Raw genomic sequence first — 16,755 nt, forward strand, 5'->3', positions numbered from 1 at the left:
GGGCGCGCCCGGATCCCCTCGACGCGGCGGGACCGAGGTCCGCAGCCGTGATCGGGGATCCTCCGGGCGGCGGGTGCCGACCCTCGGCTCGGGAGGAGACGCTAGCCGCGACCGCGCCCTGCTCGGAGGCCGCTGGCGCGCAGTACGCGGTCGCCGCATGCCTCGAGCGCACCGCTGCGGCGCCGGGCGCGGCGGAACGGCGACTGCGAGGATGCTCAGAGCATCGGCGACGTACCCTCGGACGCATGGGGTTTCTGTTCTCGCTGCTGACCGTCGTGCTGATGGTGCTGGCGCTCGTGGATGTCGTGCGTCAGCCGGACAACGTGGTCCGCAATCTGCCCAAGATCGTGTGGATCCTGCTGATCGTCTTCATCCCGCTGATCGGCGTGACGATCTGGTTCCTGCTCGGGCACGACTGGAAGAAGGGCGACGGCGCGTCCTTCGTGCCGGGCGGGCGCACCCGCCGGCCCCGTCGCTCCAAGACGCCGCCGCCGCCGACCATGGTGGTGCGGCCGCCGACGAAGAGCACCGAGGAGCAGCTCGCCGACCTCGAGCGCGAGGAGGCGCACTACGCGCGGCTCGCCGAGGAGCAGCGCCGGCTCCGCGAGGGCGAGCGGCCGCAGGACGCCTGAGGCGTCGAGCGGCCGCTCCGGGCGCTAGCCCGCGGCTCCGAAGTTCGACGCCGACCACTGCACCGAGGCGATCTTCGCCTGGCCCGCGATGCTGGGGTGGAAGTAGTCGGTGGTGCCGATCAGCGCCTTGGTGACCGGAGTCGCGGTGAGCGCGCCGCCGTCGTAGTCGCAGAGGGTGCCGGCGGCGGTGCACGCCTGCTGCAGGGCGGTGTTGTACTGCGTCGTCCGGGTCTTCGCGGCGGCGGCGGAGGCCGAGGCGGCGGTGCTGCTGAGGCGACCGCCGGTCGCGCTGACGCCGCGGGTGGTGCGGCAGAGGTTGCCGGAGGACCAGATCACCGAGCCGAGGCCGCCCTTGACGACGGCCCACTCGGCGGCCACGTTCGGCATCGAGGAGAGGACGATCTTCGCGGCGGGCCAGGTGCTGCGGATCTTCGTGATCGCGGCGCTCGCTCCGGTGCTGAAGGCGGCGGCCGTGGTCATCGTGTAGCCGTCGGCCGCGACCGGGTTCTTCGCGGAGCAGAGGTCGTTGCCGCCGATCAGCAGGGTGACGACGTCGGGGCGGACGCCGGCGGCGACGGCGGCGTCGATCCGCGCGGGGACGCCGGCGATCAGGTCGCCGGTCTGCGCGAAGTTCGCCGTGGTCACCGTGGTGCCCGGGTTCGCGGTGCGCAGGCGGCTCGCGAAGGAGTTGACGGTCGCGTTCGTGCCGGTGGACCAGTTGTTGCGCGGGCAGTCCGCGAACTGGCCGCAGGTGCCGTAGGCCTGGGTGATCGAGTCGCCGAGGCTGAGCACGGACAAGGTCGGGGTCGCGGCGGAGGCGGCGCCCGCGGGCACCACCGCCGCGGCCAGGGCGAGCACCGCGCCGACGGCGAGCGCGCGCACGCGGCGGCTCCCGATGCGGCGCGGGCGGAGGGAGGTGGGGAGTCGCATGAGGGGAACCGCTCTCGGTCGGGGGACGGCGGTGGGGGCCGCCGATCCTGACGTTAGGCCTGCGGGGTCACCGGCGGTCCTGCGCCTGTGGCCCCAGAACGGGGCCCGCCGAGCCCCGCCCTGTCAGACGGGCCGATCGCCGATCAGCCGCACCCGGCTGAGCGCCCAGACGAGGGCACCGGAGAGGACGAACGCGACCGCGACGATCAGCACCGCGATCGCGACCGCGCCGTAGCCGTTCGCGGGGTCGAGGAACGGGTACGGGACCCAGCCGTCGGTCGCGCCGCGGACGAGGACGACCACCAGCCAGACGATCGGATAGACGGTGACGACCCAGAGGCGGCGCCAGGGCAGGGCCGGCCGGTCGGCGACGAGCAGCCAGTCGAGCAGTCCGTAGATCGGGAAGACCACGTGCAGCACCGTGTTGGCCCAGGGCAGCGTCACGCCCCCCGCCGTGCCGATCAGCAGGGTGTTGTAGACGATGCCGACGACGAGGATCCAGCTCGTCGCCGCTCCTCGGACGAGCGTCAGCAGCGGTCCCTGCGGTCGGTCGCCGAGCGCGACCGCCGCGGTGATCAGGAGCACGACGGCCAGGAGGATGTTGCCCTGGATCGTGAAGTAGCCGAAGAAGTTGACCGGCACGATCGGCGTCCGCGAGGCGGTGTCGAGGGCGGTGCCGACGACGGCCGCGAGGACCGTCAGGGCGACGACGAGGCGCAGGACGGCGACCGGGATCCTGGTCGCGCGCGTCCCGAGGGCGGGGGAGGGCGGCGTCATCGCACGAGCGTAGCGAGCGCGGGGCCGGGGCGCGCCCGGCGGGTAGCCTGATCCGATGCTCACGATCGGAGTCGACCTCGCCGCGGAGCCCGTGCGGACGGCGGTGGCCGCGCTGGAGTGGGGCGGCGGCCGGGCGGTCGTCCGCTCGCTGGTGCTCGGCGCCTCCGACGACGACGTCGTCGCCGCGTCCCGGGAGGCGACGACGATCGGGATCGACTGCGCCTTCGGCTGGCCGCTGGAGTTCGCCGCGTTCGTCTCGGCGCACACCCGCCGGGAGGTCTCGCCGCGGACGCTCGCCGGGCGGGACTGGCGGCGACGGCTCGCCTACCGGGAGACCGACCGCGCCGCGCGCGAGGTGACGGGCCGCTGGCCGCTGAGCGTGTCGACCGATCGGCTCGGCATGACGGCGATGCGCTGCGCGGAGCTGCTCGATGCCTTCGCGGCGACAGGGGAGGACGTCGACCGCTCCGGGGGAGGCAGGCTCGTCGAGGCGTATCCCGCGGCGGCGCTCCGGCTCTGGGGAGTCGACACCACCGGCTACAAGACGCGGCCCGAGGCGGTGGCGCTCGCCGTCGAGGCGCTGCGCCGGGCGGCGCCGTGGCTGGTGCTGCCGGCGGACGCGGCGGCGCTGATGGCGCGCTCCGACGATGCCTTCGACGCGGTGATCGCGGCGCTGAACGCCCGGGCGCACGCCCTCGGGCGGACGGTGCCGGTGCCGGACGAGCTCCGGGAGGCCGCGCAGGCCGAGGGCTGGATCGCCCTGCCGACCTGCGGGCTGGACGAGCTCGTCGGCTGAGGCGTCAGGCGGACAGCTTGCGGTCGGCGGCCGAGGTGATGGCCTCGGCGGCGCGCTCGGCCTCCTCGACGGTGGCGAAGGGGCCGGTGAAGGCCCCGGTCAGGACGGCTCGTCCGGGTTCGATCTCGAGTCGGAAGCGGGGCAGCTCCGCCCCGGGAACGACGACGATCCGGACTCCGTTGCGACTCCATCGTGCGGGCTGAAGAATGGGGATCTGGGTCATTGGTGCTCTTTCGCGTGCATCGTGCTCGGAAGGCTTCCGCCTCGACCGTGCGTCCTCACGCTAGGTCCGCGGGTGTCCTTCCCGAACGGGGTTGACCTCCCAGGTGCGCAGAGGTAGTCACCGACGGGACACCGTGTCCTGCCTCTCGGCGGCGAGGGCGGACTCGAGCTCGGCGTCGAGGGAGGAGTCCTCGTCCGGCTCGTCGCGACGGGGGATCGGGGCGGTGAGACCGCGCTGCACGCGGAACCGGTGACCGAGCACGATCCCCAGGAGCGCCAGGAGGAAGACGGCGAGTCCGGTCCCGGCGATCGGGATCGCGACCGTGCCGAGCGCGCCCGGGACGGCGTCGCCCTCGTCGGTGACGGTGAGGGTGACGCGGATCGACTCCGGGACGCCCTGGGCGTCCTGCTCCCGCGCGATCCGGTCGAGGAGGGCAGTGGTAGCGGTGCGGGAGAGCTCGACGGCGCGAGCGGGATCGAACGAGGTTCCGATCACCGAGAGGAAGGGAAGGGTGAAGCGGCCGCCGTTCGACTCGTCGCCGCGCGGCTGGGTGGTGCGGCGGACGGCGCCGACGCCGTCGCCCTCCTCGAGCGGACCGGCCTGCTCGGTGACGGTGGCGCGCACCTCCTCGCCGCTGGCGAGGTAGGCGTAGATCACGGCGGTGTTGCTGAGGTCGCTGAACTGGTCGTCCTCGACGCCGGGGACACGCTCGACCCCGGGGATCTGCGCGGCGTAGGGGTTCTTCGGGCCGCCGCCGAGCAGCACGGTCACGGCGGCGCTGTGCTCGCGGTCGCCGCGGAGAGTGAGCCCCTCGTCGGTGACGGTGAAGTGCACGGCGGTCGCGACGATCACCGCGAGGACGGCGCTCGCGACGACGAGGAGCTTGCAGCGCCAGAGGACGAGGAGGTAGGTCGGCATTTCCACTGCGCCAGCGTGACCGGCGGGACCTTTCGCCAGCCTGAACAGCCTCGGTGTCCTGCGGTCAGCCGGGAGCCGGCAGGCGCATCTCGAGCCGCGCGCCGCCGAGCGGGGAGTCGAGCAGGCGCGCCGTGCCGCCGCCCGCCCGCGCCGCCTCGGCGACGATCGCGAGGCCGAGGCCCGAGCCGCCGGTGTCGCGGGCGCGGGCGTCGTCGCGGCGCTCGAAGCGGAGGAAGACCCGCTCGCGGTCCTCGGCCGGCACGCCCGGGCCGTCGTCGTCGACGCGCAGGACCGCGGTGCCGTCCTCCTCGCGCACGGTGAAGGCGACGACGCTCACCGCGTGCCGCCGGGCGTTCTCGGCGGCGTTGCGCACGGCGCTGTGCAGCAGCGGCTCGTGCCCGTGCACCTGGGCCGGTCCGACGTCCTCGGTGCGCACGTCGACGCCCAGCGCGCGCAGCCGCGCGGCCTCGGCGAGCACGAGGTCGTCGAGGTCGACGTCCTGCTCGGCTCCCTCGTCGCGCTCGTCCACTCGGGCCAGCAGCAGGAGGCTCGCGACGAGGTGCTGCATCCGCTCGCCCTCGTCCTCGACGACGCGGGCGAGGTCGGCGAGCGGGACCGCCTCCGGATGCCGCAGGGCGACCTGGGCGTGCTGCCGGACGGCCGCGACCGGGGAGCGCAGCTCGTGCGAGGCGTTGGAGACGAAGCGGCGCTGGGCGGCCTGCGAGCGCTCGAGGCGGTCGAGCAGGCCGTTCATCGTGCGGGCCAGGCGGGCGAGCTCGTCGCGGCCGGGCGGCTCTTGGACGCGGCGCTGGAGATCGGCGGCCTCGATCGCCTCGACGTCGGCGCGGATCCGCTCGACCGGCCGGAGCGAGCGGCCGACGACGAACCAGACCAGCGCTCCGACCACCGCCGTGACGAGCGGGACGGCGACCGCGAGCAGCCGGACGGCCGAGCCCGCGGCGTCGTCGGCCCCGGCGAGTGTCCGCGCGACGACGACCGTCTCGCCCGGGTCGCCGCCGAGCTGGAGGCTCTCGGAGCCGACGACGAATCGGGTGCCGTCGATCGAGGTGATCTGCGGCGCGTCGGAGACCGGCAGCGGCACGGCGTAGACGAAGTCGTCGTCCGCGACGGCGACGACCGATCCCTCCCGCTGCAGCTGGATCACGACCTCGTCGGTGTTGAACGGCGGCAGCCGTCCGGCGCTCTCGGTGTCGGTCGCGATCTGGCGGGCCTGCTGGTTCGCGGTGAACGCCTCGGCGTCGACGAGGGACTGCTCCAGCAGAGCGGTGAAGGCGACGGAGCCGGCGACCAGCACGGCGAGGATCACGGCGGAGACCAGGGCGGTCAGCCGCACGCGGATGCTCCAGGGCGGGCGGGGAGCCATCGGTCCTCAGCCCTCGACGAGCCGGTAGCCGGCGCCGCGGAGCGTGGTGATCGACTGCGTGCCGAACGGGCGGTCGAGCTTGGCGCGCAGCCGCGCCACGTAGACCTCGACGATGTTCAAGTCGCCGTCGAACGCGTCGTCCCAGACGCCCTCGAGGATCTCGCGCTTGGCGACCACCCGGTCGCGGTGGCGGGCGAGGAAGTCGACCACGGCGAACTCGCGCGAGGTCAGCCGGATCGCGACGTCTCCCCGGTGCACCTCGCGCAGCGCCGGGTCGATCAGCAGATCGCCGACGCGGTGGACCACCGGCCGCTCCGGCCGCCCGCGCCGCACCAGTGCCCGCAGCCGCGCGACGAGCACGGTGTACTCCAGCGGCTTCACCACGTAGTCGTCGGCGCCGGCGTCGAGGCCCTCGATCTGGTCGCGGTCGCCGTCCTTCGCGGTCAGCATCAGGACCGGGGTCCAGTCGCCCTCGTCGCGGAGGGTGCGGCAGAGGGCGGAGCCGCTGAGCCCGGGCATCATCAGGTCGAGGACGATCGCGTCGTAGACCGTCTCGCGGGCGCGCCACAGTCCGTCCACGCCGTCGTGCGCGACGTCGACCGAGAAGCCCTCGGCCTCGAGACCGCGGCGGACGCCGTCGGCGAAGACCGCCTCGTCGTCGACCACCAGAATCCGCATCCCGTCGAGTATCGCCGGTGCAGCGCGACCGGCGCACGGGGAGCGGGCGGTCAGTCCAGGCGGTCGAGGGTCGCGCTGATGGTCCGCAGGCATTCGATCAGGACGCCGATCTGCCGGGAGTCGAGGTCGGCGAGGACCTCGCCCTCGGCCGCGACGAGGTGCCGCATCGCGTCGTCGACGCGCTTGGTGCCGCGCGGAGTGAGCGAGACGATCTTGCTGCGCGAGTCGGCGGCGTTCTGCTCGCGGACGACGAGCCCGCGCGCACCGAGCCGGTCGACGCGGCTGGCGAGGTTGCCGCTGGAGATGCCCAGGCGGGTGGAGAGAACGGACGGGGTCATCGTGCCGGCCGGGTTCTGGCGCAGCAGCGAGAGCAGCTCGAACTCCCACGGGGCGAGCTCGCCGGCCGCGAAGGAGAGGCGCCGGACCTCCTGCACCCGCGGGCTGAGCCGGCGCAGGCGGGAGAGGACGTCGAGCGGGGCGAAGTCGAGATCGGGCAGGGCGTCGGCCCACGCGTCGATCACCAGATCGACATCGTCGTCTTCACGCATCCCCCGATTATCGTCGGCTCGGGCGCGGCCCGGCGACGGCTGGCCGCGGCGGAGCGGGGGGCCTACCCTGCCCGCTCGCGGCCGGTGCTCGTCGCGGGCGCCGGCGTCAGGGCCGGTACTCGTCGCGGCGCGGGGGCGGCAGGTCCGGACGGTGCGTCTCGCCGCCCGGGCTGAGCGTCGCGATCCCGGCGGTGACGCCGGCGAGCAGGATCCGGCCGGCGGCGGCGAGGAACCGCAGCACCCGCCCGTTCGTGCTGTCTCCTCGAGCTGCCATCGTCGGCTCCCTCCGCCGTTCGACAGCCTGGCACCCCACCCGCCGCGGCGCACCTGCCGCTAGCCTGGTCGAGTCGGAAGGACTCCCGTGCGCGCGCACCTCGAGCAGCTCCTCGCTCTGCTGAGCGGGACGTTCCTGCTGCTCGCGCTCGTCTCGAGTCCCGACGCCGCCGTCGTGCTGGTCGTCACCACGACCGCGGTCGCCGCCCTGGTCCTCGGGGCGCGCTACCTGGCCGTCGGCGCTCGCCGGCCCGTGCTGTCGATCGGCCGCCGCGCCCGGGAGCACCGGCTCGGCCTCGCCGCGCAGCCCTCGCCGCAGCACCCGCGCACCGCGGGTCGCGTGCGCTCGCGGGCACCGGGCCTGCCGGGACTGGTCGCGTAGCCCGGAGCTCTGCCTCGGGAGGCGCGACCGTTCGCGATCGCGCTCACCTCCCGACGACAGGACTCTCTTGAACTTCTACGACTTCCCGCCCATCGCGGCGGCGCTCGACGCCGCCTCCCACCTCGTCACCGGCCTCGCCTCCGCCCTCGAGCCCCTCGCGGGCGGCGCCTCGGCCGCCGCCGCGATCGTGCTGGTGACCCTCCTCGTCCGCGTGCTGCTGATCCCGGTCGGGATCTCGCAGGGCCGGGCCGAGATCACCCGCCGCCGGCTCGCCCCGCTGCTGCGCGAGCTGCAGCGCAAGCACGCGAAGAATCCGGAGGCGCTGCAGCGGGCCACCATGAAGCTCTACGCCGACGAGAAGGCCTCACCGCTCGCGGGCTGTCTCCCGGTGCTGCTGCAGGCGCCCGTCGTCTCGCTCCTGTACGGGCTGTTCGTGCACCCGGACATCGCGGGGCACGGCAACGCGCTGCTCGACGCTCGGCTGCTGGACGTACCGCTCGGGCGCTCGTTCGTGACGGCGCTCGGCGGCGGCGAGCCCGCGCAGCTCGGTGTCTTCGCGGTGCTCCTCGGGGTGATCGCGCTCGTCTCGTGGCTCGCGCGCCGCGTCGCGCTGCGGCAGGCGGCGCTCACCCCGGTGCCGGAGGGGACGCCCGCGGCCGTCGCGCAGCTGACGGGGGTGCTCAGCTGGATGCCGTTCCTGACGGTGGTGTTCGCGGCGTTCGTGCCGCTCGCGGCGACGCTCTACCTGACGGTCACGACGACGTGGACGCTCTGCGAGCGGGTGATCGTGCGGCGGGTGCTGGCGGGCGGGGCGCGGGCGTGAGGCGACGCCCGCTCACCAGCCCGTCGTCAGCACCTCGTCGAGCTGGTCGGCGAAGAAGTCGGCGCTCTCGACGGTGAAGCAGAGCGGCGGCTTGATCTTCAGCACGCACTGCCGGTCGGAGGTGGGCTGCACGATCACACCGCGCTCGCGGAGGCGCTCGCAGATCGCGCGCGTCTCCGCGGTCGCCGGCTCGAGAGTCTCCCGGTCGCGGACCAGCTCGAGGCCGAGGTACAGCCCGCTGCCGTGCACGGCGCCGATCAGCGGGTGGCGCTCGGCGAGCTCCTCGAGCCGGCGGCGGAGGTGCGCGCCGGTGGTCCGCGCGTTCTCCTGCAGCCGCTCGTCCGCGAGCACGTCCAGCACCGTCGTCCCCACGACGGAGCTGACCGGGCTGCCGCCCGCCGAGGAGAAGAACGAGCCCTGCGAGCGGTAGCGGTCGGCGATCTCGCGGGTCGTCACGACCGCGCCCAGCGGGTGGCCGTTGCCCATCGCCTTCGCGACGGCGACGACGTCGGGCACCACGCCCTGCTGCTCGAAGCCCCAGAACCACTCGCCGAGCCGGCCGTAGCCGACCTGCACCTCGTCGGCGATGCAGAGCCCGCCGTGGGCGCGGACGGCCGGGTAGACCGCGGCGAGGTAGCCGTCGGGCAGCGGGATGCCGCCGGCGTTGCCGTAGAAGGTCTCGGCGATGAAGCCGCCCGGGGGAGTGCCGGCCGCGGCCAGCTCCTCGATCCGGGCGACCGCCTCCGGGGCGTAGCGGTGCGCCTCGGCCCCGCGGTGCGTGCCGCGGTAGCTGTTGGGCGCGTCGAGAGTGTGCACCCAGTGCGGCCGGGTCGCGAGCGCGTCGGGGTTGTCGGCGACGGAGGTGGAGACCGCATCGGACAGGCCCGACCAGCCGTGGTACGCCTCCCGCACCGCCAGCACGTCGTCGCGGCCCGACCACGCGCGGGCGATCCGCAGCGCGAGATCGGCCGCCTCCGTGCCGCTGTTGACGAGCAGCACGGTGTCGAGCCCGTCCGGCAGCAGGGCCGCCAGCCGCTCGCAGAACTCGCCGATCGCGGGGTAGGAGAAGCGCGAGTTGGTGTTGAGCAGCCGCCACTGCCGCGCGACCCGCTCGACGAGCAGCGGGTGGGCGTGGCCGATCGAGGTGACGTTGTTGAGCACGTCGAGGTGCACGCGGCCGGAGTCGTCGACGAGGTGCTCGCGCCAGCCGCGCAGCATCGTGGGCGGCGATTCGAAGTAGTGCTCCTGCGCCTCGGCCAGGTGCGCGAGCCGCCGCTCGAGCACCTCGGGGTCCGGCTGCGGGGCCGGCAGGGTGCGTCCCAGGAGCAGCGGGGTCGGGTCGAGGAGCACGTCGAGCCAGGCGTCGGCCCAGCGCGCGTTCGCGAAGGGCGGGAGGTCGACCGCGTCGAGCGCGCGCGGTGCGGCCTGGGCGCGCAGGAGGCCGCGGGCCGTTCCGACCGGATCGCCCGCTCCCACCCGGGTGCCGGGCGCGGGAGCGTCGTCGACCCCGTCGAGCCGCAGACGGACCCCGTCGGCGACGAGGGTGACTGCGCCGGGGACGCCGCCGCCCACCTCCGCGTCGAACGGCGCGACCAGGGGTGTCTCCGCGGCGAGGTGGACCTCGGTGACCAGTGCGGTCGTCTCCGGCTCCTGCGCGGTGTGCGGGCGGCCGCGGGTCAGACGGCGCTCGCCGTAGCGCAGCACCGCGGCCCCGGCGCCGCCGGCGAGCGCGGCGCGGGCGAGGGCGGGCTCGGCGTCGTCGTCCAGCCAGCGGCCGGCGTCGAGCGCGGGGCTCTCGGTCGAGAGGTCGACGACGACGGCGTCGAGGCCGCCGAGCACGGGGACCGCGGGGGCGAGCGCGACCGGTGCGCTCGGCCGGCCGAGAGCCCGCCGGACCAGCGCCTGCAGCACCGGCAGCGGCGCGGCGGTCGCCCGGTCGAGGATCAGCCGCTCGTGCTCGAGGTTCTCGCGGGCGTAGTCGTTGGCGGGGTCGCCGGCCAGGACGTCGTGGGCGCTGACGACGAGCACCGCCGCGCGGAGCACCACGAGCGGCCAGAGCGCCTCGACCTCGGCGTCGGCGAGCGGGCGCACGGCGTCGTACGCGGTGGCGGCGCGGAGCACGGTGGCGGCGTCGGCGTCCGCGTGGTGCAGGAGCGAGGACAGCGTGATCGCGAGCTCGCCGACCGCCCAGCCCGCGCCGAGGTCGCCGAAGTCGATGACGCCGTCGGGGAGGACGCCCGCGTCGACCACGACGTTGTCGTCGGTGAGGTCGCCGTGCACGAGCTGCACCGGGAGCGCGGCGGCGAGCGGATCGAGGACCGCCAGCGCCGCGTCGACGGCCGCCCGGATCGCCCGCGCCGAGCGACGCGGCACCCGGCCGATCAGCGCGTCGACGACCTCGCCCGACCGCCGCAGGTCCCACTGGTCGGTCTCCTCGAGGCCGTCGAGCGGCTGCTCGGTGAGCGCGACGTCGACCCGGGCGGCGAGGTCGCCCATCGCCCGGACGACGGCGGGGGAGAGGTAGCCGGAGCCGGAGAGCGTGCGGCCGGGGACGAAGTCGAGGACCCGGGCGACGGCGGTCGTGCCGCCGAGGTCGATCTCGTGGAGGGTGCGGCCCTCGCGGTCGGGGCGCACGCGCGGGAGCCGGACGCCCTCGAGGTGCTCGGCGAGGCGCGCGACGGCCGCCGTCTGCGCCTCGATCCGCCCTCTCGGCGTCGCGGGATTCGCGATCTTGAGCAGCAGCCGCTCGTCGCCGGCGTCCACGAGGACGTTGCGGTCCTGATTGCTGCCCAGCTCGCGCAGCGCGCCGTGCAGCCCGTAGCGCTCGCGCAGCAGGGCGGCCGCGACCTCGTGGTCGAGCGCGGGCGGGGGCGGCGGAGCGGCGTCGGACGGCATGGCGGGGGTCCTGTCGAGCGGGGATCGGGTGGCTCCATGATCGCGCGTCGTCGGTCGCGGCGCCGCGTGTCCCGTTAGCCGCCGCTGCATCGTGGTCGAGTAGCCCCGCAGGGGCGTCTCGAGACCCGCTGTTGTCAGCAGGGCGGGTCTGCAGGCTCGGCTTCTGGCGCTGGTGGATCTCGATACGCCCGCTTCGCGGGCTACTCGATCAGCATGATTCCGCGGGCGGTCCTGCGAAGGGCCCGAGTCGAGTGGCTCACGCGTGCATGTTGGTCGAGTAGCCCCGGAGGGGCGTATCGAGACCCGCCGTTGTCAGCAGGGCGGGTCTGCAGGCTCGGCTTCTGGCGCTGGTGGATCTCGATACGCCCGCTGCGCGGGCTGCTCGATCAGCATGATGCCGCGTGCGATCCTGCGAAGGGCCCGAGTCTAGTGGCTCACGCGTGCATGCTGGTCGAGTAGCCCCGGAGGGGCGTATCGAGACCCGCCGTTGTCAGCCGGGCGGGTCTGCAGGCTCGGCGTCTGGAGCTGGTGGATCTCGATACGCCCGCTTCGCGGGCTACTCGATCAGCATGATGCCGCGTGCGGTCCTGCGAAGGGCCCGAGTCCAGTGGCTCACGCGTGCATGCTGGTCGAGTAGCCCCGGAGGGGCGTCTCGAGACCCGCCGTTGTCAGCCGGGCGGGTCTGCAGGCTCGGCTTTCGGCGCTGGTGGATCTCGATGCGCGGGCTGCTCGATCAGCATGATGCCCGCACCGCATCTACCGCGTGTCAGCGTGGTCAGCGCGCGTAGGCCGACGGGTCGAAGCGGCCGAGCTCCTCGCGGAAGGCGAAGGCGAAGTCGGGCCAGAGCAGGGTGAGGCGGCGGGAGGCGGAGTCGACGTACCAGCTCTCGCAGCCGCCGTTCGTCCAGACGGTGTCGGCGCTGAGCGCGTCGAGGCGTGCGAGCGCGGCGGCCTCGGCCTCCGGGGTCACCTCCAGCAGCTCGACGCCGGCGGTCTCGCGGTGCTCGAGCGCGGCGAGGACGTAGTCGATCTGCGACTCGATCATGTGCACCGCGGAGTTGTGGCCGAGGCTCGCGTTCGGGCCGTTGATCACGAAGAGGTTCGGGAAGCCGTGCACGGCGGTCGACTCGTACGCCGACATCCCGTCGCCCCAGCGGTCGGCCAGCAGCTCGCCGCCGCGGCCGCGGATCCGGCGGGCGAACGGCGGGCGGGTCGCGTGGAAGCCGGTCGCGAAGACCAGCGCGTCGACCTCGTGGCCGACACCGTCGCCCCCGATCGCCGCCGAGCCTTCGATCCGGCGCAGCGGGCTCGGAACGACGCGCACGTGCGGCTGCGCGAGCGCGGGGTAGTAGTCGTCCGAGAGCAGCACCCGCTTGCAGCCGATCTCGTAGTCCGGCGTGAGCACCGCGCGCAGCTCCGGGTCGACGACCTGCGCGGCGAGGTGGCCGAGCGCCTCCGCCCGCAGATGGTCGATGGCCTCGGGCACGCCGACACGGCCGGCGAAGCCGAGCTCCGCGCGCCAGAACAGCTCGGAGCGCAGCCGCTCGACGGCGCCCGGCACGCGAGCGAGCGTGCGGCGCTCCTCCGGAGGGTAGGCGCGGTTCCGACGCGGCACGACGTACGGCGCCGACCGCTGGAACAGCACGACCTCGGCCGCGCGCTCCGCGAGGTGCGGCACGATCTGCACGGCAGAGGCGCCGGAGCCGACGATCCCGATCCGCGCCCCGTCCAGATCGACGTCGTCGCGCCAGCGGGCGGAGTGGAAGACCGGCCCCGCGAAGCCGTCCAGCCCCGGGACGTCGGGCAGGCGCGGCTCCGACAGCCGCCCGGCGCAGACCACGAGGACGGCCGCGTCGAAGTCGCCCTGCGAGGTGCGCACCCGCCAGCGCTCGATGTCCTCGTCGAAGGTCATCTCGAGCACGTCGGTCCCGAGGTGCAGCTGCGGCGCGAGCCGCTCGCGCTCGACGACCCGCTCGAGGTAGGCCTGGATCTCGGCACCCGGCGCGTAGAACGCCGACCAGTCCGGCTCGGGCGCGAACGAGTACGAGTAGAGGTGCGAGGGGATGTCGCAGGAGACGTTCGGATAGCGGTTGTCGCGCCAGGTGCCGCCGACGCGCTCGGCCCGCTCGAGCACCGCGAAGGAGACGCCGCCGCGGCGGGCGAGGCGCGCCGCCGCTCCGATGCCCGCGAAGCCCGCGCCGACCACGACGACGTCGACCGAGGTCGCCATCAGACGATCGTCCGGGGGAGTGTCGACCCGGCCGGTTCGCGGTGCGGGTCGGCGACGAAGCGCTCGACGAGCGCGAGCAGCTCGGCCGGCCGCTCGGCCAGCACGCAGTGGCCCGCGTCGATCACGGCGTAGCGGGCGTCGTCGATCGCCCCGAGCAGTGCCTCCGCCCCCTCGACGCCGACGACGGCGTCGGCGGTGCAGCCGACGACGAGCGCGGGGACGCGCAGGCGGGCCGCGGCCTCGGTCGCGTCGGCGCGGGCGGCCGCGGCGAGGAGCGCGGCGGTCGCGGCGTCGGCGGCCAGGGGAGTCTCGCGCCCGGGTCCGAGGTCGGCGAGCGCGCGGACGCCGATCACGCGCGCCAGGTCCGCGCGGGCGTCGGGGAGGCCGGCCAGCGACTCCCACAGCCGGGCGACCGCGAGGAGGCGCTCGGTGGGCCGCAGCCAGCCGGCGGCCAGCACCAGGGCGACCACGCGCGGGTCCGCCTCGGCGGCGGTGATCGCGGCCCAGGCGCCGAGGGAGACGCCGACGACCGCCGCCCGCTCGGCGCCGAGCCGGTCGAGCGCGGCGGTGACGGCGCGAGGCGCGTCGCGCAGCGGATCCCGCAGGTCGGCGAGCTCGAGCGCCGCCACCCGGTGCCGGCGCGCGAGCATCGGCAGCAGCAGCGCCCCGTCGGCCCGGGCACCGCGCCCCGGCCCGGTCACGAGCAGGACGACGTCCGTCGCCGGTTCACCACCCGAGTAGAGGCGGACCGTGTCGTCACCGACCGTCAGCGACGACTCCCGGATCAGCGCCGCCTGCCGCTCGAGGTACGCCGACGACCGCGTCACGAGACGCGGCCGGCCTCGCGCACCGGCAGCCGCAGTCGTCGTGTCCGGGCTCTGCCGGGCGCCGGCACCGTCATCGCGCGCTCGGGGGCGACCTGTCCGTAGTCGGTGGTGCGCTGACGCCAGGGCCGGCCGATCTCGCCGGTGAGACGCGCCACGGTCGCGATGTCGAGGGAGCGGTGCGCCTCGGCGCCCGCCTCCGGGCTCATCGCGCCGTCGAGCAGCAGCCCGCCGAGGTCGTCCGCGCCGCCGCGCAGCAGCTCCTGCGACAGCTGGAGCCCGAGCTTCGTCCAGGCCGTCTGCACGTGCTCGATCCGCCCGTGCAGGAGCAGCCGTGCCACCGCATGCACCGCGCGCGTCTCGCGCCGGGTCGGCCCGCCACGGGTCTGCGCGACGACCGCGGCCGGCGCCTCGGCCGGCACGAACGGCATCGCGATGAACTCGGTGAAACCGCCCATCTCGTCCTGGATCGCGGCCAGCGCGCGGAGGTGGTCGATCTGCTGCTGCGGCGTCTCGACGTGCCCGTAGACCATGGTCGCGGTCGACTTCAGGCCGCCGCGGTGCGCGGTCATCACCGACTCCCGCCACTCGGCGACGCTCGGGTCCGCGCCCTCGCTCAGGATCGCACGCACCCGGTCGTCGAGGATCCGCGCCGCGGTCCCCGGCACGGAGTCGACGCCCGCCTCGCGCAGCGCGGCCAGCATCTCGGCGGGGGTGCGCCCGGTGCTCGTCGCGGCGTCGAGGATCTCGCCCGGCCGGAACGCGTGCAGGTGCAGCGAGGGGTGCCGTGCGTGCAGGGTGCGCACGATCAGCAGGTGGTCCTCGCCCGGCGTCGCGAGCGGACCCTGGAGGCACAGCTCGGTGGCGCCGAGCGCGACGGCCTCGTCGGCGAGCTGCTCCAGGGTCTCGACGGTGAGCCCGCCGGCGCCCCAGAGCGCGGTGTCGATGTTGCGGTTGGCCACCACGGTGACGGTGTCGCCCACGGCGGCGCGGCGGACGTCGTCGGCGAGGGCGGCCAGTGCGTCGAGGTCGTCGCCGTCGGCGGCGAGCAGGGCCAGATAGTCGGCGTCGTCGAGACCGGCCGGGTCGGCGCTCGCGCGCTCGAGCACGGCGGCGAGGGTCGGCGCGGCCGGACGCGGTGCGGGCGGCGGCTCCTCCTCGTACGGGCGGGGGACGATCGGCGCGGCCTCGTCGGCCAGCCACGACTCCCGGTCGGCGAGCGCGAGCACGTACGGCGCGACCCGCGGGTCGATCCAGGTCTCCGCGTCGCTCAGGTACCGCGGGTGCGCGGTGAGGCGCTCGTGCAGCCGGTAGCCGGAGTCGGCGGTCAGCCGCGCGAGGTCGTCGATGTTCGGCCAGGGCCGCTCCGGATTCACGTGGTCCGCGGTCAGCGGGCTGACCCCGCCCCAGTCGTCGATCCCGGCGCGGAGGAGCAGCCCGAGCTCCTGCTCGTCGGTGAGGTTCGGCGGCACCTGGATCGTCATGTCCGCGCCGAGGACGAGGCGCGCGACGGCGACGTTCGCGACGTACTCCTGCAGCTCGAGGTCGACCTCGTTCTGCATCGCGGTCCGCGGCTTGGCGCGGAAGTTCTGCACGATGCACTCCTGCACGTGGCCCCAGAGCGCGTGCGAGTCGCGGATCGCGAACAGCGCGTCCGCCCGCTCCGCCGTGTTCTCGCCGATGCCCAGAAGCACGCCCGTGGTGAACGGGATCCGGCTGCGCCCGGCGTCGTCGAGCACCCGCAGCCGCAGAGCGGGGTCCTTGTCGGGCGAGCCGTAGTGCACGCCGCCCTTCTCGGACCACAGCCGTTCGGCGGTCGTCTCGAGCATCATTCCCATCGAGGGCGCGACCGGGCGCAGGCGCTGCAGTTCGGCCCAGGACATCACGCCGGGGTTGAGGTGCGTCACCATGCCGGTCTCGGTCATCACCAGCACCGCCATCGCGCGCACGTACTCGAGCGTCGAGGCGTAGCCGTGCTCGGCGAGCCACGCGCGGGCGACGGGCCAGCGGTCCTCCGGGCGGTCGCCGAGGGTGAACAGCGCCTCCTTGCAGCCGAGCGCGGCGCCCGCGCGGGCGACCTCGAGGATCTCCTCCGGCTCCATGAAGGTCGACTCGCGCTTCAGCGCCAGGCCGCCCGGCGTCTCGACGAACACGCAGTAGTGGCAGCGGTCGCGGCAGAGCTTGGTCAGCGGCACGAAGACCTTGCGGGAGTAGGTGATCACTCCCGGCCGGCCGCGGCGGGCGAGCCCCTCGTCGCGCAGCCGCCCGGCCGCCAGCAGCACCGCGTCGAGGTCGTCCCCGCGTGCCTCGAGGAGCACCTCGGCGCTCGCGCGCGTGATCGGCTCGCCCTCGGCGAGGCGGGCGAGGAGGGTGGGCACGGTCATGCGGAGGCGGCTCTTCCGGAGGGGTCGGTCGGCGGGCGCCGACGGGTCGGGGCACGGG

General features: G+C 74.8%; 16 protein-coding genes. 4 read left to right on the plus strand and 12 right to left on the minus strand.

Annotated elements, in window-relative coordinates; translation table 11 throughout:
* Window positions 1–245 precede the first annotated feature (245 nt).
* A complete protein-coding gene (locus EDF45_RS04755; protein ID WP_123735133.1) occupies window positions 246–632 on the plus strand; it encodes a PLD nuclease N-terminal domain-containing protein in 387 nt (128 codons plus the stop codon).
* 24 nt (window positions 633–656) lie between these two features.
* On the opposite strand, the gene EDF45_RS04760 is transcribed toward EDF45_RS04755, so the two are convergent.
* Together EDF45_RS04760 and EDF45_RS04765 are read right to left on the minus strand one after the other, a co-directional pair.
* A complete protein-coding gene (locus EDF45_RS04760; protein ID WP_123735134.1) occupies window positions 657–1,562 on the minus strand; it encodes a GDSL-type esterase/lipase family protein in 906 nt (301 codons plus the stop codon).
* Window positions 1,563–1,685: 123 nt separating this feature from the next.
* Window positions 1,686–2,339: a Pr6Pr family membrane protein gene (locus tag EDF45_RS04765; protein WP_123735135.1), complete on the minus strand. Its 654-nt coding sequence runs from the start codon at window positions 2,337–2,339 to the stop codon at window positions 1,686–1,688.
* 55 nt (window positions 2,340–2,394) lie between these two features.
* Between EDF45_RS04765 and EDF45_RS04770 the strand changes: the two genes are divergently transcribed.
* On the plus strand, window positions 2,395–3,135 hold the full coding sequence (locus EDF45_RS04770) for a DUF429 domain-containing protein (RefSeq protein WP_123735136.1): 741 nt from the start codon (window positions 2,395–2,397) through the stop codon (window positions 3,133–3,135).
* Between the two features lie 4 nt (window positions 3,136–3,139).
* Here EDF45_RS04770 and EDF45_RS04775 read toward each other — a convergent pair whose 3' ends face one another.
* The 6 genes from EDF45_RS04775 to EDF45_RS21170 all read right to left on the minus strand — a co-directional run bounded on the left by EDF45_RS04775 (window position 3,140) and on the right by EDF45_RS21170 (window position 7,160).
* On the minus strand, window positions 3,140–3,358 hold the full coding sequence (locus EDF45_RS04775; RefSeq protein WP_123445207.1) for a hypothetical protein: 219 nt from the start codon (window positions 3,356–3,358) through the stop codon (window positions 3,140–3,142).
* A 117-nt stretch (window positions 3,359–3,475) separates the two neighbouring features.
* Entirely contained in the window at window positions 3,476–4,282 is an 807-nt protein-coding gene (locus EDF45_RS04780; RefSeq protein WP_148060219.1) for a hypothetical protein, read from the minus strand.
* A gap of 58 nt (window positions 4,283–4,340) precedes the next feature.
* A complete protein-coding gene (locus EDF45_RS04785; protein ID WP_123735138.1) occupies window positions 4,341–5,660 on the minus strand; it encodes a HAMP domain-containing sensor histidine kinase in 1,320 nt (439 codons plus the stop codon).
* A 6-nt stretch (window positions 5,661–5,666) separates the two neighbouring features.
* Entirely contained in the window at window positions 5,667–6,338 is a 672-nt protein-coding gene (locus tag EDF45_RS04790) for a response regulator transcription factor (protein WP_123735139.1), read from the minus strand.
* 50 nt (window positions 6,339–6,388) lie between these two features.
* Complete coding sequence (locus EDF45_RS04795; protein ID WP_123445211.1) at window positions 6,389–6,886, minus strand: MarR family winged helix-turn-helix transcriptional regulator; 498 nt, start codon at window positions 6,884–6,886, stop codon at window positions 6,389–6,391.
* A gap of 106 nt (window positions 6,887–6,992) precedes the next feature.
* A complete protein-coding gene (locus tag EDF45_RS21170; RefSeq protein ID WP_165909025.1) occupies window positions 6,993–7,160 on the minus strand; it encodes a hypothetical protein in 168 nt (55 codons plus the stop codon).
* Window positions 7,161–7,247: 87 nt separating this feature from the next.
* On the opposite strand from EDF45_RS21170, the gene EDF45_RS04800 reads away from it, so the two are divergent.
* On the plus strand, window positions 7,248–7,541 hold the full coding sequence (locus tag EDF45_RS04800) for a hypothetical protein (protein WP_123733838.1): 294 nt from the start codon (window positions 7,248–7,250) through the stop codon (window positions 7,539–7,541).
* Window positions 7,542–7,608: 67 nt separating this feature from the next.
* On the plus strand, window positions 7,609–8,364 hold the full coding sequence (locus EDF45_RS04805) for a membrane protein insertase YidC (protein WP_123735140.1): 756 nt from the start codon (window positions 7,609–7,611) through the stop codon (window positions 8,362–8,364).
* Between the two features lie 12 nt (window positions 8,365–8,376).
* On the opposite strand, the gene EDF45_RS04810 is transcribed toward EDF45_RS04805, so the two are convergent.
* The 4 genes from EDF45_RS04810 to cofG form a co-directional block, all read right to left on the minus strand.
* On the minus strand, window positions 8,377–11,259 hold the full coding sequence (locus tag EDF45_RS04810) for an aminotransferase (RefSeq protein WP_123735141.1): 2,883 nt from the start codon (window positions 11,257–11,259) through the stop codon (window positions 8,377–8,379).
* A gap of 775 nt (window positions 11,260–12,034) precedes the next feature.
* Window positions 12,035–13,489, minus strand: a complete 1,455-nt coding sequence (locus tag EDF45_RS04815; protein ID WP_123735142.1) for an NAD(P)/FAD-dependent oxidoreductase — start codon at window positions 13,487–13,489, stop codon at window positions 12,035–12,037.
* Entirely contained in the window at window positions 13,489–14,316 is an 828-nt protein-coding gene (locus EDF45_RS04820; RefSeq protein WP_123735143.1) for an alpha/beta fold hydrolase, read from the minus strand. The genes EDF45_RS04815 and EDF45_RS04820 overlap by 1 nt, the downstream gene beginning before the upstream one ends.
* Complete coding sequence (gene cofG / locus EDF45_RS04825) at window positions 14,313–16,697, minus strand: 7,8-didemethyl-8-hydroxy-5-deazariboflavin synthase CofG (protein ID WP_123735144.1); 2,385 nt, start codon at window positions 16,695–16,697, stop codon at window positions 14,313–14,315. The genes EDF45_RS04820 and cofG overlap by 4 nt, the downstream gene beginning before the upstream one ends.
* Between the last annotated feature and the right edge of the window lie 58 nt (window positions 16,698–16,755).

The sequence above is a fragment of the Rathayibacter sp. PhB186 genome (assembly GCF_003751825.1).
Classification (GTDB): domain Bacteria; phylum Actinomycetota; class Actinomycetes; order Actinomycetales; family Microbacteriaceae; genus Rathayibacter; species Rathayibacter festucae.

Coding starts and splice junctions, on each gene's coding strand:
- EDF45_RS04755 (WP_123735133.1), top strand. CDS start 246: ATGGGGTTTCTGTTCTCGCTGCTGACCGTCGTGCTGATGGTGCTGGCG.
- EDF45_RS04775 (WP_123445207.1), bottom strand. CDS start 3,358: ATGACCCAGATCCCCATTCTTCAGCCCGCACGATGGAGTCGCAACGGA.
- EDF45_RS04770 (WP_123735136.1), top strand. CDS start 2,395: ATGCTCACGATCGGAGTCGACCTCGCCGCGGAGCCCGTGCGGACGGCG.
- EDF45_RS04810 (WP_123735141.1), bottom strand. CDS start 11,259: ATGCCGTCCGACGCCGCTCCGCCGCCCCCGCCCGCGCTCGACCACGAG.
- EDF45_RS04765 (WP_123735135.1), bottom strand. CDS start 2,339: ATGACGCCGCCCTCCCCCGCCCTCGGGACGCGCGCGACCAGGATCCCG.
- EDF45_RS04815 (WP_123735142.1), bottom strand. CDS start 13,489: ATGGCGACCTCGGTCGACGTCGTCGTGGTCGGCGCGGGCTTCGCGGGC.
- EDF45_RS04785 (WP_123735138.1), bottom strand. CDS start 5,660: ATGGCTCCCCGCCCGCCCTGGAGCATCCGCGTGCGGCTGACCGCCCTG.
- cofG (WP_123735144.1), bottom strand. CDS start 16,697: ATGACCGTGCCCACCCTCCTCGCCCGCCTCGCCGAGGGCGAGCCGATC.
- EDF45_RS21170 (WP_165909025.1), bottom strand. CDS start 7,160: ATGGCAGCTCGAGGAGACAGCACGAACGGGCGGGTGCTGCGGTTCCTC.
- EDF45_RS04790 (WP_123735139.1), bottom strand. CDS start 6,338: ATGCGGATTCTGGTGGTCGACGACGAGGCGGTCTTCGCCGACGGCGTC.
- EDF45_RS04795 (WP_123445211.1), bottom strand. CDS start 6,886: ATGCGTGAAGACGACGATGTCGATCTGGTGATCGACGCGTGGGCCGAC.
- EDF45_RS04760 (WP_123735134.1), bottom strand. CDS start 1,562: ATGCGACTCCCCACCTCCCTCCGCCCGCGCCGCATCGGGAGCCGCCGC.